The sequence below is a fragment of the Proteus sp. G3927 genome, assembly GCF_963894685.1.
Lineage (GTDB): Bacteria > Pseudomonadota > Gammaproteobacteria > Enterobacterales > Enterobacteriaceae > Proteus > Proteus mirabilis.
In genome coordinates, this window is record NZ_CAWQGX010000018.1 from 140,842 (window position 1) to 162,023 (window position 21,182).

General features: G+C 38.1%; 22 protein-coding genes. 9 read left to right on the forward strand and 13 right to left on the reverse strand.

Annotated elements, in window-relative coordinates; all coding sequences use genetic code 11:
- A complete protein-coding gene (locus AACV00_RS06345; RefSeq protein ID WP_161680133.1) occupies nt 1–1,077 on the forward strand; it encodes a glycosyltransferase family 9 protein in 1,077 nt (358 codons plus the stop codon).
- 16 nt (nt 1,078–1,093) lie between these two features.
- Here AACV00_RS06345 and rfaC read toward each other — a convergent pair whose 3' ends face one another.
- The 3 genes from rfaC to rfaD are packed head-to-tail and all read right to left on the reverse strand — an operon-like array spanning nt 1,094 to nt 4,050.
- Nucleotides 1,094–2,053: a lipopolysaccharide heptosyltransferase RfaC gene (rfaC, locus tag AACV00_RS06350; RefSeq protein ID WP_049210422.1), complete on the reverse strand. Its 960-nt coding sequence runs from the start codon at nt 2,051–2,053 to the stop codon at nt 1,094–1,096.
- A complete protein-coding gene (gene rfaF / locus AACV00_RS06355; RefSeq protein WP_049194944.1) occupies nt 2,050–3,102 on the reverse strand; it encodes an ADP-heptose--LPS heptosyltransferase RfaF in 1,053 nt (350 codons plus the stop codon). Before rfaF ends, rfaC begins: the two co-directional genes overlap by 4 nt.
- Before the next feature lie 9 nt (nt 3,103–3,111).
- Nucleotides 3,112–4,050, reverse strand: a complete 939-nt coding sequence (gene rfaD, locus AACV00_RS06360) for an ADP-glyceromanno-heptose 6-epimerase (RefSeq protein ID WP_004246462.1) — start codon at nt 4,048–4,050, stop codon at nt 3,112–3,114.
- A gap of 267 nt (nt 4,051–4,317) precedes the next feature.
- On the opposite strand from rfaD, the gene AACV00_RS06365 reads away from it, so the two are divergent.
- Together AACV00_RS06365 and tdh are read left to right on the forward strand one after the other, a co-directional pair.
- Entirely contained in the window at nt 4,318–5,517 is a 1,200-nt protein-coding gene (locus AACV00_RS06365; protein WP_017628701.1) for a glycine C-acetyltransferase, read from the forward strand.
- Nucleotides 5,518–5,526: 9 nt separating this feature from the next.
- Nucleotides 5,527–6,552 carry an L-threonine 3-dehydrogenase gene (gene tdh, locus AACV00_RS06370; RefSeq protein ID WP_161680135.1) on the forward strand — a complete coding sequence of 342 codons (1,026 nt, stop codon included), beginning with the start codon at nt 5,527–5,529 and terminating at the stop codon, nt 6,550–6,552.
- 81 nt (nt 6,553–6,633) lie between these two features.
- On the opposite strand, the gene AACV00_RS06375 is transcribed toward tdh, so the two are convergent.
- The 5 genes from AACV00_RS06375 to AACV00_RS06395 all read right to left on the reverse strand — a co-directional run bounded on the left by AACV00_RS06375 (nt 6,634) and on the right by AACV00_RS06395 (nt 12,104).
- Complete coding sequence (locus tag AACV00_RS06375; RefSeq protein WP_004249737.1) at nt 6,634–7,692, reverse strand: Abi family protein; 1,059 nt, start codon at nt 7,690–7,692, stop codon at nt 6,634–6,636.
- A gap of 247 nt (nt 7,693–7,939) precedes the next feature.
- Nucleotides 7,940–8,905: a divergent polysaccharide deacetylase family protein gene (locus tag AACV00_RS06380; protein WP_161680137.1), complete on the reverse strand. Its 966-nt coding sequence runs from the start codon at nt 8,903–8,905 to the stop codon at nt 7,940–7,942.
- 2 nt (nt 8,906–8,907) lie between these two features.
- On the reverse strand, nt 8,908–10,200 hold the full coding sequence (envC, locus tag AACV00_RS06385; protein ID WP_049194938.1) for a murein hydrolase activator EnvC: 1,293 nt from the start codon (nt 10,198–10,200) through the stop codon (nt 8,908–8,910).
- A 219-nt stretch (nt 10,201–10,419) separates the two neighbouring features.
- Nucleotides 10,420–11,751, reverse strand: coding sequence for a 30S ribosomal protein S12 methylthiotransferase RimO (rimO, locus tag AACV00_RS06390; RefSeq protein WP_004246457.1), 1,332 nt, complete (start codon nt 11,749–11,751; stop codon nt 10,420–10,422).
- A 65-nt stretch (nt 11,752–11,816) separates the two neighbouring features.
- The gene (locus AACV00_RS06395) at nt 11,817–12,104 is read right to left on the reverse strand and encodes a hypothetical protein (protein WP_071531011.1); all 288 of its coding nucleotides are present in this window, start codon (nt 12,102–12,104) and stop codon (nt 11,817–11,819) included.
- A gap of 3 nt (nt 12,105–12,107) precedes the next feature.
- Here AACV00_RS06395 and AACV00_RS06400 point away from each other — a divergent pair, with 3 nt between their 5' ends.
- From AACV00_RS06400 to AACV00_RS06425, 6 genes are all read left to right on the forward strand, one after another.
- Nucleotides 12,108–12,545: a rhodanese-like domain-containing protein gene (locus AACV00_RS06400; protein WP_004246455.1), complete on the forward strand. Its 438-nt coding sequence runs from the start codon at nt 12,108–12,110 to the stop codon at nt 12,543–12,545.
- Between the two features lie 70 nt (nt 12,546–12,615).
- The gene (secB, locus tag AACV00_RS06405) at nt 12,616–13,089 is read left to right on the forward strand and encodes a protein-export chaperone SecB (RefSeq protein WP_004246454.1); all 474 of its coding nucleotides are present in this window, start codon (nt 12,616–12,618) and stop codon (nt 13,087–13,089) included.
- Nucleotides 13,089–14,105, forward strand: coding sequence for an NAD(P)H-dependent glycerol-3-phosphate dehydrogenase (gene gpsA, locus AACV00_RS06410; RefSeq protein ID WP_004249735.1), 1,017 nt, complete (start codon nt 13,089–13,091; stop codon nt 14,103–14,105). The genes secB and gpsA overlap by 1 nt, the downstream gene beginning before the upstream one ends.
- 108 nt (nt 14,106–14,213) lie before the next feature.
- The gene (cysE, locus tag AACV00_RS06415) at nt 14,214–15,035 is read left to right on the forward strand and encodes a serine O-acetyltransferase (RefSeq protein ID WP_004249733.1); all 822 of its coding nucleotides are present in this window, start codon (nt 14,214–14,216) and stop codon (nt 15,033–15,035) included.
- A gap of 2 nt (nt 15,036–15,037) precedes the next feature.
- Nucleotides 15,038–15,595: a serine acetyltransferase gene (locus AACV00_RS06420; protein ID WP_161680140.1), complete on the forward strand. Its 558-nt coding sequence runs from the start codon at nt 15,038–15,040 to the stop codon at nt 15,593–15,595.
- A 9-nt stretch (nt 15,596–15,604) separates the two neighbouring features.
- The gene (locus AACV00_RS06425; protein ID WP_071233807.1) at nt 15,605–16,582 is read left to right on the forward strand and encodes a glycosyltransferase; all 978 of its coding nucleotides are present in this window, start codon (nt 15,605–15,607) and stop codon (nt 16,580–16,582) included.
- 139 nt (nt 16,583–16,721) lie between these two features.
- Here AACV00_RS06425 and trmL read toward each other — a convergent pair whose 3' ends face one another.
- From trmL to AACV00_RS06450, 5 genes are all read right to left on the reverse strand, one after another.
- Nucleotides 16,722–17,225, reverse strand: coding sequence for a tRNA (uridine(34)/cytosine(34)/5-carboxymethylaminomethyluridine(34)-2'-O)-methyltransferase TrmL (gene trmL / locus AACV00_RS06430; RefSeq protein ID WP_161680144.1), 504 nt, complete (start codon nt 17,223–17,225; stop codon nt 16,722–16,724).
- Between the two features lie 11 nt (nt 17,226–17,236).
- On the reverse strand, nt 17,237–18,403 hold the full coding sequence (locus AACV00_RS06435; protein ID WP_161680146.1) for a nucleotide sugar dehydrogenase: 1,167 nt from the start codon (nt 18,401–18,403) through the stop codon (nt 17,237–17,239).
- A gap of 66 nt (nt 18,404–18,469) precedes the next feature.
- Nucleotides 18,470–18,865, reverse strand: coding sequence for an adenylyltransferase/cytidyltransferase family protein (locus tag AACV00_RS06440; RefSeq protein WP_161680148.1), 396 nt, complete (start codon nt 18,863–18,865; stop codon nt 18,470–18,472).
- Nucleotides 18,850–20,055: a CDP-glycerol glycerophosphotransferase family protein gene (locus tag AACV00_RS06445; RefSeq protein WP_161680150.1), complete on the reverse strand. Its 1,206-nt coding sequence runs from the start codon at nt 20,053–20,055 to the stop codon at nt 18,850–18,852. The genes AACV00_RS06440 and AACV00_RS06445 overlap by 16 nt, the downstream gene beginning before the upstream one ends.
- Entirely contained in the window at nt 20,042–21,181 is a 1,140-nt protein-coding gene (locus AACV00_RS06450; protein WP_161680152.1) for a glycosyltransferase, read from the reverse strand. Before AACV00_RS06450 ends, AACV00_RS06445 begins: the two co-directional genes overlap by 14 nt.
- Nucleotide 21,182 lies beyond the last annotated feature (1 nt).

The following is a 21,182-nucleotide window of genomic DNA, read 5'->3' on the forward strand; positions in this document are numbered from 1 at the left end:
ATGAAGTTAAAGAAATTAAAATGGGTGCACTGTTTTTTAAATCTCTATAACCCACTCTTTGGTAAGATGAAAAAAACGGCAACATTTTCATCTGATATCAAATTTAACAGTATTGTTATTTTTTCAACCACAGCGTTGGGGGATTTTATGTTTAATACCCCAGCCATCAGAGCAATTCGTGCACATTATCCTGATGCACATATCACACTGGTTTCTAGTGTAAAAAATAAGCTATTAGTGGAAAACTATGAGCAAATAGATAGTGTGGTGTATTGGGATAATAAGATCAGAAACTTGTTACCGGTGGCTTTACAAGCTAAAAAGTATAAACCTGAGTTAGCGATTATTTTACATTCCCACCTTCCTTATGACGTATTATTTGCTGTGATGGCAGGTTGCCAATATATTTTACGCAATACTTTTCATGTTATTCCTGAGTGGTTCCGAAAATGGATTATTGCTGAACACCAACCCTCTCAATATCATGTGATCCAAAGCAAATTAAATATTATTCGTTATTTAGGAATTGATTGTTCTGATACTAGAATGGAGCTCCCTTGTAAAATAGAACCATTAGCTCAAAGTAACAATAGCATTGTTGGTTTTCAGATGGGAGCATCAACACAAGAGCGTAGATGGCCTGTTGGATCTTTTGTGGAATTAGCGAAAAAATTAATTGATAGTGCGCCATTATTACAAATAAAGCTAATAGGTTCATCGAGAGAGCTGGAATTGCCAGAAGAGTTTTTTGCTTTATTACCTGAAAGATATCATCAAAATATAGAAAATCTGGTAGGAAAAACCTCACTACCTGATCTGTTAAGTCAAATAAAAACCATGGCGGTATTAGTTACGGGAGACACCGGCCCGCTACATTTGGCAATAGCATTACAAGTACCTACGGTAAGTTTATTTGTAACCGCAAATCCAAAGTGGACAGGACCTTATCAAGATCTTGATATTCATACTATTATCCATAAGATCCCGCAACAAGATGAAAATAGAGCACTTTCGATGGACTTGATTACTGTTGATGAGGTTCTAACTGCAGTAAATAACACCCTAAAAGATAAATAACTTTTAGGGTATTGGGTTAAATATTAAGTATATTAAAAACCTTTTGAGGCGTGATCTCCCCAATATCCCCACCTGCTGCTTTTAACGACCTTTGTGCCTTACCATAACCGCCGATTAATCCCGGATCGGTAGGGCCAAAGAGGGTAATATTCGGCTTATCTAAGGCTGCGGTTAAATGGCTTAATCCGGTATCGACAGAAACGACACTTTGCGCTCCGGCAATCACTTGAGCCACTTCTGCGAGTGACATTTTGGGTAATACATCAACATAGTCAAAACCTTGAGCAAGGCGTATTGCACGCTGATGTTCATGCTCTGCGCCCCAAGGTAGTTTGATACGTAAACCTGAATTCGCCAGTAATGCAATTAACTCTCGCCAATGGGTCTCGGGCCAATGTTTCTCATCACGGGTAGTGGCGTGTAAGAAGACTAAATAAGGGCGTTTATCAATAGCGGGTAATGAGAGAAAATGCTGTGCTATACCATAGTCCCCTTGAGTGGTGGGGAGTGGGTAATTAAGGCTGAGGGCAAATAGCTGGCGGATACGCTCTACCGCATGCATTTTTTTACTGACATTGTGGCGAATATCATAGAAAAAACTCGCTAAAGGCTCTCTAGCACTTTGACGAGAATAGCCGTGCTTAGTGCCTTTCGCATAGCGTGTAACTAAAAAAGCGCTTTTTAGTAAACCTTGGGCATCAATCACCGCATCATAATGATGTGCTTGTATCGCGTGACGAAATTGTGCACGCTCAGCGCGAATAGGCGCACTAAACCAGTTTTTACGCCAACGGCGTATTGCGACAGGAATAACGGTATCAACAGCTGGGTGCCAGCTTGGAATTTGTGCAAAACCCTCTTCAACGGCCCAATCAAAACAGATCTCAGGATATGCTGCTCTTGCATCAGTTAATGCTGGTAGGGTATGCAGTACATCCCCCATGGAAGAGGTTTTAACAATCAGTACCCGCTTCATAGCGATGGCTCCGTAGCGAGTAATTGCTCGAGTTCGCTAAAGACTTGTTCCGGTTGAATGTCGATTAAGCTTTGGTGATAACCTTGTTCAGCATCGCCTTTACGCACTTTGTGATAGCCAGTAATTAAACGAATAACACGGGCTTTATCAGATAACGGGGGGGTAAAGTCGGGACTACTTGGGCCATAAAGGGCAACTAATGGACGCTCTAATGCTGCGGCGACATGCATTAAGCCAGAATCGTTACTGACCACGGCTTTACAAGCGGCAATGAGGTTAACGGCTTGCTCAAGAGTAGTCTCACCGGCCAGATTAATACAAGCAGCTTGGGCATCGGGGGTTAAGGCGTGTTTGATCTCTTCCCCTGCAGGCTTATCTTTTTGTGAACCGAATAAGAAAATCTGATAGCCATATTCGCTAATAAGTTTCTGGGCTAATGTCGCGTAGTGGTAATGAGGCCAGCGTTTAGCTGGACCAAATTCCGCCCCCGGACAAAAACCGATAGCAAGGCGCTGTGTAGATAATGAAAAGTGCTTAAGTGTGGTAGTGATATCTTTGTCAGAGACAGCCAGTTTTGGCCATAATAACGGCTTTGGTAACTCAGCGGCTGAATGTACCTGCTGTTTATCGTAAGCTAGCGCGACATAACGCTCTACCATTAATGGAAATGCAGCTTTATCCAATGGGCGTAAATCATTTAATAATCCATAACGCATTTCTCCTCGCCAGCCAGTACGTTTAGGAATAGCGGCAAAGAAAGGCACTAAAGCAGATTTAAATGAGTTAGGTAAAACATAAGCATGAGTATAACCTTTGGCTTTTAGTTGTTTACCTAAGCGGCGACGCTCACCAATTGCTAAGGCACCGTGACCTAAAGGCATAGCAATGGCATTATCGACCTCGGGCATTTTCTCTAATAATGGACGACACCAAGCGGGTGCCATCACATCAATAGTTGCCGCGGGATGTAACGCTTTTAATGTACGATATAGGCTTTGGGACATCATCATATCCCCAACCCAAGAAGGCCCTACCACAAAAATTTTCATAAACCGCGATTACTTATCCTGATTTAACCATTGCATATAAAGAGCAACACCTTCTGCGACCGTTTTAAAAGGTGCGCTGTAGCCTGCTTTGCGTAAATTTGTCAGATCAGCTTGTGTAAAGGCTTGATAGCGACCTTTGAGTTTCTCAGGGAATTCAATATGCTCCACAGAGAGCTCTTTATCGTTATGATAAGCGATAACTGCATCAGCCACGGCTTGGAACGATTCTGCGCGGCCGGTACCACAATTATAAATACCGGAGACATTGTTGCGCCAGAACCATAAATTAACCGCAGCCACATCACCCACATAAATAAAGTCACGTTGGAAGGTTTCACTACCTTCAAATAATTTTGGATTTTGCCCGTCATTGACTTGTGTATTTAAATGGAAGGCAACACTGGCCATACTGCCTTTATGCCCTTCACGGGGGCCATACACATTGAAATAACGGAAACCACACACCATAGATTGTGCTTCAGGTAAAATTTGGCGCACATATTCATCAAATAAGAATTTAGAGTAGCCATACACATTAAGTGGGGCTTCATATTTTCTTTCTTCAATAAAATGATCAGTACGGCCACCATAAGTGGCAGCAGAAGAGGCATATAAGAAAGGAATTTGGCGATCGAGGCAATAATGCAATAACTCTTTAGAATATTGATAGTTATTATCCATCATATATTTGCCATCCCACTCGGTAGTAGAAGAGCATGCCCCTTCATGGAATACGGCATCAATATCACCAAAATCATCACCGGCTACAATACTGGCAATAAAGTCTTCTTTATCCATATAGTCAGCGATATTAAGATCGACAAGATTCACAAATTTTGTGCCATCTTTTAGGTTATCAACCACTAAAATATCGGTATAACCTTCATCATTTAATGCTTTAACAATATTGCTGCCGATAAAACCTGCACCGCCAGTGACGATAATCATATGGCTACCCCTTTATATAAAATCTAAAAATTAGCTCTGCAACTATAATAACACTGAACAGCATGAACGGTAGCATTCATCATAGAAGAGTAGACTGAAATTCTTGAAAATCGCAGTGATGATTAGTGATCTTAATTACATAAATAACATTATTTATTTACATTTGTCGTTTTTAATAGAACAAAAGCATAAAATAAGAAACAATAATGATTATATTATAGTCAACTCTAGCTCTTATCTCTTTTCGTCTCTGCCTTAGGAGAAAGCATGTCTACTCACTCTTTCTATCAACAAATTAATCAACAACTCGAACAAACACGTCAAGATGGCTTATTTAAAAATGAGCGGATCATCACTTCTTCGCAAAGTGCCGATATTGCGGTTGCTGATGGTAGTCATGTTATTAACTTTTGTGCCAATAACTACTTAGGTTTAGCTAACCACCCACAACTTATTGCAGCGGCGAAAGCGGGAATGGATAGCCACGGTTTTGGTATGGCGTCGGTGCGTTTTATCTGCGGAACGCAAGATCTACATAAAACATTAGAAAAGAACATTGCTGAATTTTTGGGTATGGAAGATGCCATTTTGTACTCCTCTTGTTTTGATGCCAATGGTGGGTTATTTGAAACACTGATGGGATCTGAAGATGCAATTATTTCTGATGCGCTAAATCACGCATCGATTATTGATGGTGTTCGTTTATGTAAAGCCAAGCGTTATCGCTATGCCAATAACGATATGGTGGCGTTACGTGCCCAACTTGAACAGGCCAAAGCAGATAATGCCCGCCATATTATGATTGCCACCGATGGGGTGTTCTCTATGGATGGGGTGATTGCTGATCTAAAAAGTATCTGTGATTTGGCTGACGAATATGGCGCATTAGTGATGGTGGATGACTCGCATGCGGTGGGTTTTGTCGGCGCACAAGGGCGCGGTACTCATGAGTATTGTGATGTATTAGATCGCGTCGATATCATCACAGGAACATTAGGTAAAGCTTTAGGTGGCGCATCGGGTGGTTATACCGCAGCTCGTAAAGAAGTGGTGGAGTGGTTACGTCAACGCTCTCGTCCTTATCTATTCTCAAATTCTTTAGCCCCTGCAATTGTGAGCGCCTCTATTGCAGTTTTAGATATGCTGAAATCAGGGGATGAACTGCGCGCTCGTTTATGGCGTAACGCAGCACTTTTTCGTGAAAAAATGACGGCAGCAGGTTTTACTTTGGCGGGGGCTGATCACGCGATTATTCCTGTGATGTTAGGAGATGCCAAATTAGCGCAACAATTTGCAGCACGTTTACTTGATGAAGGTATTTATGTCACCGGCTTTTTCTACCCAGTAGTACCACAAGGGCAAGCACGTATTCGTACACAAATGTCAGCGGCACACACCCCAGAACAAATTGAACGTGCTGTTGCTGCATTTATTAAAATCGGTAAGCAACTTAATGTGATTGCATAAGGTTCTAATATGAAAGCATTGTCAAAATTAAAAGCACAACCCGGTATCTGGATGACCGATGTACCCGTACCTGAGCTTGGTCATAACGATGTGATGATCAAGATCCGTAAAACTGCCATTTGTGGTACAGATGTTCATATTTATAACTGGGATGAATGGTCACAAAAAACCATACTGGTTCCCATGGTGGTTGGCCATGAATATATTGGTGAGATTGTTGCTATTGGCCAAGAGGTTAAAGGTTTTAATATTGGTGATCGCGTCTCGGGGGAAGGGCATATTACTTGCGGTCATTGTCGTAATTGCCGTGGTGGGCGTACACACTTATGCCGTAATACCATTGGTGTTGGCGTAAATCGTCCCGGTTGTTTTGCGGAATATCTGGTTATTCCCGCCTTTAATGCATTTAAAATTCCTGACAATATTCCGGATGAACTGGCGGCTATTTTTGATCCCTTTGGTAACGCAGTACACACGGCGTTATCTTTTGATTTAGTGGGGGAAGATGTACTGGTTTCAGGTGCGGGACCCATTGGTATTATGGCGGCAGCAATCTGTAAACATGTGGGGGCACGCCATGTGGTGATCACCGATGTTAATGAATACCGCCTTGATCTGGCTAAAAAAATGGGTGTCACCCGTGCAGTCAATGTTAGCAAAGAAAATCTAACAGATGTGATGAAAGAATTAGGTATGACCGAAGGCTTTGATGTTGGATTAGAAATGTCCGGTGCGCCACCGGCTTTTCGCACCATGCTTAGTACGATGAATCATGGTGGTCGTATTGCTTTACTGGGTATTCCTCCCTCAGATATGGCTATTGATTGGGGACAAGTCATTTTTAAAGGATTATTTATTAAAGGTATTTATGGTCGTGAGATGTTTGAAACATGGTATAAGATGGCGGCGCTGATCCAGTCGGGTCTTGATCTCTCACCGATTATTACTCATCAATTTCCTATCGATGAATTCCAAAAAGGCTTTGATATTATGCGTTCAGGTCAATCGGGCAAAGTAATTTTAGATTGGCAGTAGGAGTTATAAAGCGCCCTGAACGGTGAAAGGGCGCTACCTCTTTTAAATAAATACCTATATTGAGGGTAAAATAGATTTGTATTATATTTGTCGATGAGGTTTTTCTATTATTCCTCTAACAAGATTATTTGAATTTGTAACAACTAGATATTTTATTTTTTTACTTTGAAATATTTTCTTTGCATGAAGAAAACTTTCAGAATCACCAAAAATAGCAATATTCTTTTTAATTCTTCTATTAGTAACGATGTCACCAATAGTTAATGTACTAAGATCCATCATAAGAGTTTTATCTTTATCAACAGCGGAAAGGAAGTATTGAGCAATTTCTCGTAGATCTACGATGAGCTCTTTGTCTTCACAATAGATAAAGCGGCTTTTAGGAATTGGTAATAAGGCATCTGAACTTTGGACAATAGTAAAATCGATATCCGCTTTATCTTTTAATAGGGGTTTAGGTTGTCCAGATGGTGCTGGTTGCGATGCAATAACTAACTCAACGGTTGAATGTGATTTCACCCAAATTTGAACTTCATTATTGATATAACCTATAGCCTTTAAAATATCTTGATAGCGTGCATTATAAGGTTGGTCTAAAATTGGCTCATAATGAGCGATTCGATTCCTAAAATCATTGATTTTCTTTATAAGAGCAAAAAACTCACCTCGAGATAGGGATAGGTTACTATAGCTAAATTTAGAGAAATTAGTTCGCCAAAATTTATTGTAATCAGCGTGAAGTAGGAATGTCCAAAACTCAAATGTGCTACTAGCGACTACATCGTCGATAGAGTTTGATTTTGCGTTTGACTTTGCTTTTTGTAGGCTATCTTTGCTTTTGGGTTTGAGCATATCAATAAAGTTAGGATCTTCATGCCAATCATCACGATTGAATGCTTCTTTTAGTACCCACTGTATGCGATTTCGTAAAGTTACTTCTAATATATGTAATGGAAACAACAGAGATTTTGATAATCTAGCATTATATAGATATTGATGAAATGCTTTTTCGTAATCATAACCAGCGCTCCTCATATAAGGAAGCAGTCTTTCAATAGATAGGCTTGTTTCAATCCATTGTGCTTTTTGTTTTAAGTTAACTATTTCTGTATATGGGTAAGGTTGTTGACTTTCCGCCATGTTTTTCTATAATCCCTTTCAGAGCAGTTTTTTGGCCCCACTGGCAACTTGTGTTGTTATGCGCCCTTAAACAATCTACTTAGAGTCCCGAGGCGAGCTTTAGTTAGCAGACCTTGGGATTTGTCTTTTGGGGATATAATAAACAAAACAATTAGCCTAGTCCTCTCAAAAAATAGAAATTAATATCATCTTCTTTTTCTTCAAGTAACCTAATTTGATCTGAATATTTTCCACTAAATATTTTTATTTATTCGACTTTATCTTTGTTGCTTTCTAAATGCTGGGAAGGGAATTGCTTATCTTGTTCGAAGGTCATTAATTTTTTAGTAAGTACTTTCATAAGAGTACTTTTTTTCATTGAAATAATGGCTTGTTGTGCTGGCTTTAACCATGTTGCAGGTTTTGGCTCTTTAGATTGTTCTGTTGGCGGTATAACAGCGGGTGGCTCTTGTACCATTGGGCTGTTTGGTGAAGGGGTTAACAAACCACTGGGTGCGACTAGCTGAATATCGGCAGGTAGTAGTGGCAACTGCTGTTGTAATGCCCTTACGGTTGAAGGGTGGGGGTGACCAATGGCAATAGCAAAACCATTTTTACGCGCTAAATTAATAGCACGATTAAGCTGTTGTCGGGTTTCTGCTTCTGTTTGCACATTATCTAAAAATACATGCCGGCGTAAAGAAGGAACGCCAGCCGCTTTGGCTGCCGTGGCCGCTTGCGTATTGCCTATAGTGACACTATCAAGAAAATAGAGATCAGAATAATTAAGGGCTTTGATCACTCTATCCATCGCTTGCCTATCCGATGTCATCGCACTCCCCATATGATTATTCATACCCACAGCATAAGGCACACGATTAATTGCATTTTGAATAATACGATTAATTTCAGCCTGATCCATGGAAGGCTTTAAGGTATCTTTTTCTAATGGCTGTTTACTAATGGGTGCCATTGGCATATGAATAAGAATTTCTCGTCCTTGGGCATGGGCTTTTGTCGCCATCTCTTTACCATGGGGCGAGTTGGGTAAGATGGCAATAGAAACGGCTGTTGGCAGTTGTAAGATTTGGTTATCTTCTTTTTTTCGATAACCAAAATCATCAATAACAATGGCCAACTTTGCCGAAAAAGCAGGTGCACTGAATAGAAAACTTAGCAACATTAAACTAAGTGTTAGCGCGATATTTCGTTGTAATGTGCCAAGTAAATGCAAAACTACCTCCCAAGCCAAGGAACTGGGTTGACTGCTTTTCCTTGGCGTCTAATTTCAAAATAGAGCGCTGAACGCTCTTGTCCACCACTGTTTCCTACCAAGGCGATAGGTTGTCCAGCTTTGACTTGCTGACCAACATTGACTAACGCACTTTGGTTATAGCCATAAAGGCTCATATCCCCTTTACCGTGCTCAACGACGACCACTAAACCATACCCTTGTAGCCAGTCGGCTAACAGCACCCGACCATCCGCAATCGCTTTTACTTCAGTGCCTTGTGCTGCGGGGATCACAATTCCTTTCCAACGTAATTCACCCGAGCCGGAAATAGACTCACCAAAGCGGTGTAATAAACTGCCTCTAATAGGCCAAATAGCCTGACCTGCAGGTTTACCCAATCCGCCAGTACGGGACATTAAAGAGCGTTCTTCTGCGGTGGGTTTATAGGTCGAACCACGCTGTTGCGCTTCACGTTGCTTGGCGGCAATACGAGCAGCTTCCCGTGCTTCACGCTCAGCTCGCGCTTTGGCTTCACGCTCTGCTTGAGCAATTTTATTTCTTAAGCGTGCTTCATTAGCACGCATGGTGGCTAAATTGCGTTGATCTTCTTTTAAGGTTGATTCTAGTTGCGTTAATGTTTTTTGACGAGCAACTAGCGCATTATCCAGTTTTTGTTTCTCTTGTTGCTGTTTGGTGAGTACCTGCTTTTGCTCGTTCTGTTTCGCTTGTTGGGCGTCTTTTTCTGCCTGTAGCTCTTTGGAAGTTTGCGCCAATTGCTCCATTGACTGTTTACGCGCTTCATTTATATAACTGTAATAGGCTAAGATCCGCTCTTCTCGCTGACCTTCTTCACCGCGAAACAGTAACTCAATACCTTGATGTTTCCCTTGTCGGTAAGCCGCATCGAGTTGGCGTGCTAGCAGTGCTTGTTGCTCGTTATATTGCTTTTGCAATCGGGCAATATTTGCGGTGATGGTTTTGATCTCTTTAGCTAAGGTTTGTAAGCGGTTTTGCGTCTCATGCACAGAGCGGCTGGCATTAGCGATTTGCGTCTCTTGTGATTTGAGTTGTCCAAGTAAAGCCGTGCGCTGTTTTTGTTGCTCTTGAACGCGCTTTTCTTTTTCAGCAATGGTGGTTTGCAGATCTTTTAACTGACTACGATTATCCGTTAATGTATTGGCAAAAGCGCTGGTTGCAGAAAACAGAGATGTGCTAATCAGTAGCGTGATTAACGGTAAAGAAAATACACGGTAAGTACGGTGTGTTGTGTTCTGAAGATCCTTTTTCTCTGCCATCTGACCAAAGTACCTTTAATAACAGTTTATAAGATTATTTCATGTCGCTAATCAACTGACCAGTTAACAGGAAATAAAGTCGTAATTTCAGATAATACCTAACAGTTAATCTAATGAACTCAGAGATGATAATAAAGCAATAATAGTCGGAAAGAGGAAAAAAGCAGCACAATGTGTAACAGCGCAATAGAATAGCTATCACGCTGTACACAGGATAAGTTATTGTTCGACGATGGTACCCCACAGATCATATTCATCGGCATGCTCAATCAGCACACGTACGATCTGTCCTGGCTCGACATCAAACTGCTCATTAAGGTACACAGCACCATCAATTTCCGGCGCATCCGCCATACTACGGCCAATAGCACCTTCTTCATCCACTTCATCAATGATAACCGGTAAAACTTTACCTATTTTCTCTTGCAGACGCTCGGTGGAAATTTGTTGCTGTAGTTGCATAAAACGATGGTAACGCTCTTCTTTTACCTCTTCAGGAACTTGATCAGGTAATTCATTCGCTTTCGCACCTTCAACGGGGCTATATTTAAAACAACCCACGCGATCTAAACGAGCTTCAGTCAAGAAATCCAATAGCATTTGGAAATCTTCTTCTGTTTCCCCCGGGAAACCGACAATAAAGGTTGAACGTAACGTTAATTCAGGACAAATTTCTCGCCAACGTTTTACACGCTCTAAAGTACGCTCAACAGAGCCTGGGCGCTTCATTAATTTCAGCACTTTCGGGCTAGCGTGTTGTAGCGGAATATCTAAATAAGGCAAAATTTTGCCTTCTGCCATTAATGGAATAACTTCATCCACATGTGGATAAGGGTAAACATAATGTAAACGTACCCAAATCCCCAATTTTGCCAGTTGTTCACATAAACTGACCATACTGGTTTTAACTGGCATACCATCCCAAAAACCGGTTTGATGTTTGGTATCAACCCCATAAGCGGAAGTATCTTGTGAGATAACCAGTAACTCTTTCACCCCAGCATTGACTAATCTTTTCGCTTCATTTAACACTTCACCAATTGGGCGACTGTCTAAATCACCTCGCATTGAAGGAATAATGCAAAAAGTACAACGGTGATTACAACCTTCAGAAATTTTTAGATAAGCGTAATGACGAGGGGTTAATTTAACGCCCTGCTCGGGAACCAAGCTGGTAAATGGATTATGAGAAGGTTTGGGAACATAGTGATGGATATGTGATAACACTTGTTCATAACTATGAGGGCCGGTGATTTCCAGCACTTTTGGGTGAACTTCACGGATTTGATTTTCTTTGGCACCTAAACAACCGGTGACGATAACTTTACCGTTTTCATCGAGTGCTTCGCCAATGGCTTCAAGAGATTCTTGTACTGCGCTATCAATAAAGCCACAGGTATTGACGATGACTAAATCAGCATCATCATAGGTAGGAACAACTTGATAACCTTCTGTACGCAGTTCGGTGAGGATACGTTCAGAGTCCACTAAATTTTTAGGACAACCTAAAGAAACGAATCCAATTTTAGGCACTTGATTTGTTTGCGACATGCTCGTGTTCTCAATACTTTTAATAAATAACAAATAGTGGTTGTATCTCAGACAGGTGTGAAATTCTACGTACGAGTGACTATTTTTGTCACAGGCTTTGATGATGAATGCTGATTTCTTAATAGCTTACCTGAAGAGAGATCCGGTAAAGTGAAAAGAGAGACTCTTTTAAACGCTGTTTTACAGGATTTTTCGGCGCTAATGGTACATAAATCCGTCAATAAAAAAAATGATTGTTGAGAAACTTTCCGCAAAAACTGAAAGAGAAACGAAGGAATAGGCTGTAATTGCGCCATGACAAAGGTATACTTTGGCTCTTTAATACTATTTTTAACTAACGAGAGTGATTGCATCCTATGCTGCAAGAAGTAATGCAATTTTTTAGCCGGCACACCCTGTTAAGTTTTATCTGGATTGCGCTGCTGGTGGCGGTCATTGTATTGACCTTTAAAGGCCTTTTTTCTAAAACGAAAAATATTTCCCGTACAGAAGCGATTTCTTTGATAAACAAAGAGAATGCGGTTTGTGTTGATATCCGTAGCCGTGATGAGTTCCGTAAAGGACACATCATCGATTCTATCAATTTAACGCCTTCTGAGATCAAAAGTAACAATATTGCTGAGCTGGAGAAATATAAATCACAGCCGGTGATTGTGGTATCACCATCAGGTATTGAGGGTGCAAAACCTGCTGAAAGCCTTATCAAATTAGGTTTTGAAAAAGTCTTTATTTTAAAAGATGGTCTTTCAGGTTGGAGTGGTGAGAATTTGCCACTGGCAAAAGGTAAAAAGTAACGAGCGGGCAGATTGAGTTCTATACTTACTGCTATTCAATTTAATAAGGATATAAAAAGGTAAGATTATTATGTCAGAACAGCAAAACCAAGAGATGACTTTTCAAATTCAACGTATCTACACAAAAGATATCTCTTTCGAAGCGCCAAATGCCCCACAAGTTTTCCAAAAAGAGTGGCAACCAGAAGTTAAATTAGATTTAGATACTTCTTCTAATACGCTAGCTGAAAATGTATATGAAGTTATCTTACGTGTCACTGTTACGGCAACAATGGAAGAAGAAACCGCTTTCCTGTGTGAAGTACAACAAGCAGGTATCTTTACTGTTGAAGGTATCGAAGGTACACAATTAGCACATTGCTTAGGTGCATACTGCCCGAACGTATTATTCCCTTATGCACGTGAATGTATCACCAACTTAGTGGGTCGTGGTACTTTCCCACAATTAAACTTAGCACCTGTTAACTTTGATGCGTTGTTTATGAACTACTTACAGCAACAACAGCAACAGGATGCAGCAAACTCAGGAGTTGAAGAAGCTTAATGAACGCTTCTATGACAGTTATCGGTGCCGGTTCATACGGCACCGCTTTAGCGATTACCTTAGCGCGTAATGGGCACGATGTTGTGCTGTGGGGGCATGATCCCAAGCACGTTGCGGCATTAGAACAAGCGCGCTGTAATCAAGCCTTTCTGCCCGATGTTTCCTTTCCTGATAGTTTATATATGGAAGCTTCTTTGCAAAAAGCGATTGAAGCGAGCCGTAATATTCTTGTGGTGATCCCAAGCCATGTGTTTGGTGAAGTACTGCAACAAATCAAACCCTTTTTACGTCAGGATGCACGTGTTGTTTGGGCGACAAAAGGTCTTGAAGCACATACTGGTCGCTTATTACAAGATGTTGCCCGTGAAGTATTAGGTAATGAAATCCCGCTCGCAGTATTATCTGGCCCTACTTTTGCTAAAGAGCTTGCCGCGGGTTTGCCCACCGCGATTGCAGTGGCCTCGACAGACAATCTCTTTTTAGAGCAGTTACAACAGCTATTTCATTGTGGTAAAAGCTTCCGAGTCTATAAAAACCCTGATTTTATCGGTGTGCAACTGGGGGGCGCTGTTAAAAACGTGATTGCTATTGGTGCGGGTATGTCTGATGGTATGGGATTTGGCGCTAATGCGCGTACTGCACTTATTACCCGTGGTCTGGCCGAAATGAGCCGCTTAGGTAAAGCCTTAGGTGCAGATGCGGCAACTTTTATGGGCATGGCTGGTTTGGGTGATTTAGTTTTAACCTGTACTGACAACCAATCACGTAATCGTCGCTTTGGTATGATGCTAGGTCAAGGTTTAGATGTTGATACAGCCCAAGAGAAAATTGGCCAGGTAGTCGAAGGTTATCGTAACACCAAAGAAGTTCGCGCATTAGCCGAACAAGTGGGTGTAGAGATGCCAATCACCGAACAGATTTACCAAATTTTATATCAACATAAAGATGTAAAAGAGGCTGCATTGGCTTTATTAGGGCGAGCAACCAAAGATGAGATAGACAGCAGCCTGTTGTAAGTTTATTTTAAATAATATTCTTAGGGTATCTGTTTTAACTATCCATTTGTTTGAAAATTCAAAGCCTAAGTATTTACTTAGGCTTTGGTGTAAAAAATGAGAGTGAGTATGTCGCTAGAAGAACTAACAAGAGTCTGGGATCATATTAAAAGCGAAGCGCGTGCATTGGCAGATTGTGAGCCAATGTTAGCCAGTTTCTTTCATGCGACACTTCTCAAACACGAAAATTTAGGTAGTGCATTAAGCTATATGCTGGCCAATAAGCTGGCAACTCAGACTATGCCAGCCATTGCAGTACGAGAAATTGTTGAAGAGGCTTATAGTCACGATAGCTCAATGATTGAGTCGGCCGCTTGTGATCTCTCCGCGGTACGCCTACGTGATCCCGCAGTAGATAAATATTCAACCCCATTGCTCTATTTAAAAGGGTTTCATGCATTACAAGCCTACCGTATTGCCCATTGGCTATGGCAACAAAATCGCCAAGCGCTAGCCATTTATCTACAAAACCAAATATCAGTCACCTTTGGGGTGGATATTCACCCTGCGGCACGTATTGGACACGGTATTATGCTCGACCATGCGACAGGTATTGTGATTGGTGAAACGGCGGTGGTTGAAAATGATGTCTCCATTTTACAATCTGTGACCTTAGGGGGAACAGGTAAAACAGGAGGCGATCGTCACCCGAAAGTGCGTGAAGGGGTAATGATTGGCGCAGGAGCTAAAATTCTTGGTAATATCGAGATTGGTCGTGGTGCTAAAATTGGTGCTGGCTCGGTAGTATTACATGAAGTACCGGCTCATACTACGGTGGCGGGGGTGCCTGCCCGCATTGTCGGTCGTCCTGATAGTGAAAAACCGTCATTCGATATGGATCAACACTTTAATGGTGTTGTACCCGGCTTTGAGTGTGGTGATGGTATTTAACTATGCATGCTCAAGCTAAGGTTACCCTTGCTGAACTAAAAGATTGCTTACAGGCTGAATATATTGGTGATAAAAAACCCTTTAGTTGGTTAAGACTATTTCATCGAGTATTTTTCTGCCAGCGTTCCCGTTACCTATTTTGGTGGCGGGTAGCACAGTATTTTTATTTCTCTCCCCATCGCTTTTTACATAAATTAGGTATTCGGATCGGTGCTAGCAATAATCGTAAGTACTGTAATGATATCTCGTTAAAAACCCGTATTGGTAAAGGCCTTTCTTTACCACACCCGATTGGCATTGTACTGACTAATTACTGTCAACTGGGGGAATATGTCACTATTATGCAAGGGGTGACTATTGGCGTAAAAGAGAAAGGGGGAAAAGCCAATATCCAAGTAGGAAACCATGTTTATATTGGCTGTAATTCGTCCATTATTGGTGGTGAGATTAAGATTGGTGATAATGCGATTATTGGCGCCCATGCATTAGTATTAAAGGATGTGGGAGAAGGGTGTCGGTATATCAATAAGATGAATTTTGAAATTAATAAATATTGCTGAAAATAGATAATGAAAAACAATATGCCCAAAATTACCGTATTAATGTCGGTATACAATGATGAGAAATACCTTCAGGAGTCTATTGATTCTATATTAAATCAAACATTTAAAGAATTTGAGTTTCTTATCATTAATGATGGCTCAACGGATAACTCATTATCTATCTTAAAAGAAAATGCCAAAAAAGATCCCAGAATAAAACTGATTATTAATGAACAAAATATCGGATTGATCGCTTCTTTAAACAAAGGATTACAATTAGCTTCATGTGATTTAGTTGCTAGAATGGACTCTGATGATATTGCCGTTTCAACCAGACTAGAAGCGCAATATCAATTTATGTTACAACATCCTGAAGTGAGTGTTTGTGGTGGTGCTTTTATCTACCAAGAAGAGCCAAATAGAATTAATACTTATCCAGAAACACATAGTGATATTGTGATTTCTAGTCTTTATGATTGCTCCTTGGCGCATCCAACCATTATCTATCGTAAGCAAGATATATTATCTGTTGGTGGATATGATAAAGCAGACCTCTATGCAGAAGATTATGGTTTATGGGTGAACTTAATTATTGCTGGAAAATTTAAGCTCCATAATCTTCCTGTACCACTTCTTTATTATCGTACTCATCCAAATGTCGATCGCTCGCAATATAAAGCGATACAAAAAGATACCGCGGAAAGAGTAGGGCAAAAATTATTAATGTATTTTGGCATTAACGTGAATAAAGAGGATTATTCATTATTATTGGATAATGATAAAAAAACAGTAGAGCAAGTAGTACGCTGTAAAAGGTTACTTGAAAAGATTAACCAACAATTTAATGCTAAAGAGTATCGAAAAGAGTTAATACAAAAAAATGAATTTAAGAAAAGATTATTAGAAAGAAAGATATTAGTAACTGATTTCTCATCATTTTTAATAAAAGTAAGTGCAAGATGGTATTTCTTGATAAGAAAAATAACTAAAAAAGCTAAGAAATAAAACCGAAAGATATAAAAAAGATACAAAGAAGATATAAAACAAGAAAAGCTAAAACTAGCACAAAGCATATACATAAAAATGACCTCGAGACAATGAAGTCTAGAGGTCATTTTTTATGGTTATAAATTAAAAATATAAATTAATCTCTTAATAATGCCCCCGGATAGCCTAATTGACGCCATGCCTCAAAAACAACCACGGCAACCGTATTAGAAAGATTCATACTGCGGCTATCTGCTAACATTGGCACACGGATTTTTTGTTGTATTGGCATATTATCCAACACATAAGGTGGTAAACCTCGTGTCTCAGGGCCAAATAGCAGATAATCCCCATCGTGATAACTTACATTACTATGGGCGGGGGTACCTTTAGTGGTTAATGCAAACAACCGCGCACCTGTCGGGGATTGTGCATTATCAGTGCTTAATCCTTCACTTGCTAAAAAAGCATAATAATCGTGATGCTGTTTGATATCAGCAAACTCACGATAATCAAGCCCTGCACGGCGTAGCCGTTTATCATCCCAAGTAAAACCCAATGGTTGGATCAAATGAAGATGAAAGCCTGTGTTGGCACACAGGCGGATAATATTACCCGTATTCGGTGGAATTTCGGGTTCAAATAAGACGATATTGAGCATATAAATTAGTTTTAATCGTTACCAAAGAGATCACGAGTATAAACTTTTTCTTCAACATCGTTTAGTGCAGAAGCCATTCTATTGGTAATAATGACATCAGACATTGCTTTAAACTCATCTAAATTATGAATTAATTTTGAGTTAAAGAAAGTCTCTTCTTTCATTTCTGGCTCATAAATCACCACTTCAATCCCTTTCGCTTTAATACGCTTCATAATCCCTTGGATTGAAGATGAACGGAAATTATCAGAGCCTGATTTCATAATTAAACGATAAACGCCAACAATCTTCGGTGATTTAGCGATAATAGAATCAGCAATAAAGTCTTTACGAGTGCGGTTAGCTTCCACAATGGCGCCAATAATATTATTAGGCACTGATTCGTAGTTGGCTAACAGTTGTTTAGTATCTTTTGGTAAGCAGTAACCGCCATAACCAAATGATGGGTTGTTATAGTGATTACCAATACGCGGATCTAAACAAACACCTTCAATAATTTGTCTTGCGTTTAGACCGTAAGCTTGGGCGTAGCTATCGAGTTCATTAAAATAAGCAACACGCAGTGCGAGATAAGTATTAGCAAATAACTTAATGGCTTCTGCTTCTGTAGAATCAGTAAAAAGAACATCAATATCTTTTTTTAATGCCCCTTGTTGTAAAAGCTCAGCAAATTTCTCTGCTCTTGCAGATTGCTCACCAATCACAATACGAGACGGATAAAGGTTATCGTAAAGGGCGCGACCTTCACGTAAGAACTCAGGAGAGAAGATAATATTATCGGTATGATATTTTTCTCTCATCTGTTTAGTAAAACCAACTGGAATGGTTGATTTTATAATCATAGTGGTGTTTGGATTATATTCTAAAACATCACGAATAACCGACTCTACAGAAGAGGTGTTAAAGTAGTTAGTTTTAGGATCATAATCAGTAGGAGTGGCAATGATAACAAATTCAGCATCTTTATAAGCGAATTCTTTATCTAAAGTTGCCGTAAAGTCGAGCTCTTTAGTGGCTAAAAACTCTTCAATTTCTTTATCAGAGATAGGAGAGATTTTTTGGTTTAATAGTTCGACTTTTTCTTTATTGATATCTAATGCAACAACTTTGTTGTGCTGGGAAAGGAGTATCCCGTTAGATAGACCGACATAGCCGGTTCCTGAGATGGTGATTTTCATAATATATTAAAACCATATGGAATATATTGCAATATACGTTAAGCAATAGAAAGGAATGAGTAATACTTATCTTGCTTTAGCGATTTCAATAATTTCTGTAGTTGATATTGACGGTGTTCTAGGTAAATAGATAACTTTACATATTTTTCCTAAATGATCAAATTTTCCCTCCCAATCATTTCCCATCACTAGAATATCAGCATTAAAGCTTTTAATATAATATTCTTTTAATTCTAAAGATTCTTCAATGAATACTTCATCGACATATTTTAATGATGATATAATATCAATTCTATCGTTTTGATTATATATAGGGTATCTGTTTTTTTTCTTGAAGTTTAACTTATCAGACGATACCCCTACAATTAAATAATCACCTAAGCTTCGAGCTCTTTCAAGTATTTTTATATGCCCTATATGAAAGACATCAAATGTTCCAAAAGTTATTATTCTGACGGCCATCTTTTTTTATACTCCTTCATAATGATAGATATATTGTAGTCTGTGATTGAACAATTATCTGGGATAAAATTTAATTTTTCTGCTAAAGTATTTTGTTCTTCGATATTAAAACAATCATTAGACACTTGTGCACAAAAATCGATAAAGTCAGTATGATTTTTTATTATGGTTTTAGGGAAAATTTCTTTATATAGAAATGAAAAACCTATTTCCTTAACATATTTATCTAAATCATAAGGTAACAATGCAACTGGTTTTTTTAATAATAAATAATCGCAGTAAATACTAGAATAATCAGTTATAAGACCAGAGGTAAAATATAGAGCATCAGAGATATCTTCACAAATTTTTGAATTAAAATTTAAAATATTAGTTCTTAGGTAACTATTTAAATTAGACTCAAATCTAGGATGTAATCTCAATAAAATAATTATGTTAAGTTGTTGAAGTTCTCGATTCAAATTATCGATATTATCTTTAATGTAAGGAAATAGTTTAACATCGTCATAATGACGCCAAGTAGGAGCATAAAGTATATATTTTTTATCCTTTTGAAAAGAAAAGTTTATGTTTTTATTTTTATTTATTAAATCTTCAATTCTAGGCTGTGGTGCCACAACAATCTTTTCTTCATTAACACCAAATGCTCTAGCCATATATTTTTTAAAAAAATGTGAAGAGCTTAAAAATAATGAAATATTACTCTTGTTTAATCTATAAAAAGATTTTTTTAAGAAACCTAAATTATTTTCACATAATCCTATATTTTTTATTGGCGTTCCATGACCTAAATGATAGACAAATCTTTTCCTATTTAAGAAAATTCCTGAACAAGGTGTTTCTAATGTACTTAAAATCCAGATAGCCGCAGTATATATTTTAATGACATTGGTTTTTTTCTTATTGCATATAAAATAGTTGCCATAAAGAGATGTTAGATATTCTCTTTTATTTTTATCATTGATAACAAAATATACTTTAAAACCTAGAGCTTCAAGTTTATTTCTAGAATGAAGAAATAAACTTTTAGCATTCCATGTAAACTCTTGATTACATGCAGAATTAAATATAATAGTTTTTTTTCTTTTTGTATATATATATGAATAATATATTGAAAACAAAATTCCTTTTATAAAATGTAATATTCTATGAAAAAGGTATTTATTTCTAAAATTTTTAGATGTACTCATCAAATAAATCCTTCCATCTTAAAAAAATATTTTCTAAATTAAACTCTTTAGCTCTATTTTCAGCTAAATCTAAATTTTTTTTATTAGCTACACAATTCAATAAAAGCAATATTTCATTTGAAATCAATCTATCGTAATCACCTATAGATTTAGTATATAATGAAGAAGTAGTTCCATAATTTGGTATTAATTTCCCATAGGTAATATTATCTTTAATTAAAAGCTCTCTGGGGCCGGAAAAACAGTCACTAGAAATAATAGGAGTTCTACAAACCATTGCTTCTATTAATACCATAGGAAGGCCTTCGTATAAAGAAGGGAAAACAAAAGCTGATGATTTATTCATATATATGAAAGGATTTTCTTTAAAACCCTCGAAGATTACTTTTTTATCTATATTTAAACTTTTGCATAGATTTTTTAATATTATTTTCTCTGGTCCTTCACCAATAATTACTAAATATAAATCAGGTTGCTTTTTTAATGTTAAATAAAATGCTTTTATTAAATGCCAGTGACCTTTTTGTGAATCTAATCGACCAATATTTAATATAAATTTTTTATTGCTTAGATATTCTGGTAACTGAGCGTTTAATGATTTTTTTATTAAATTAAAGTCAACAGGATTAGGAATGTTTATTATTTTATTATAATTTGAATATTTTTTTTTAAGCTGAGAAGCTAAATCTTCAGAAACAGTGACAACGGCATCTGATTTTTTTAAAATAATTATTTTTAATAGTAATTTTGTTATTTTAGAGTATCTTAGTTCAACGTTATTATGTACTGTCGATATCGTAATTTCTTTGTTTTTTGTTTTTGTTATAGAATTTATAATATCACAATGAGGAATATGACTAATAAAAAAATCATATTTATTAGAAGTTTTTATTTTTTTTATTTTTAAATATAACTTAATAAAGTTAAGTATTTTAAATACCCCCCGTTTTCTTTTTAAATTTAAATTTATTAGGTTTCCTGAAAATGGGAATTTAACAGATTTATTTTCTTCTACGATTATATCAACGAGATAACCTTGATTTGAAAACATGATGGAATGTAGAGCTGCAACTCTACTAACTCCATTATCTTTTAGATTAGGTACTAAGATAGCAATTTTTTTCATT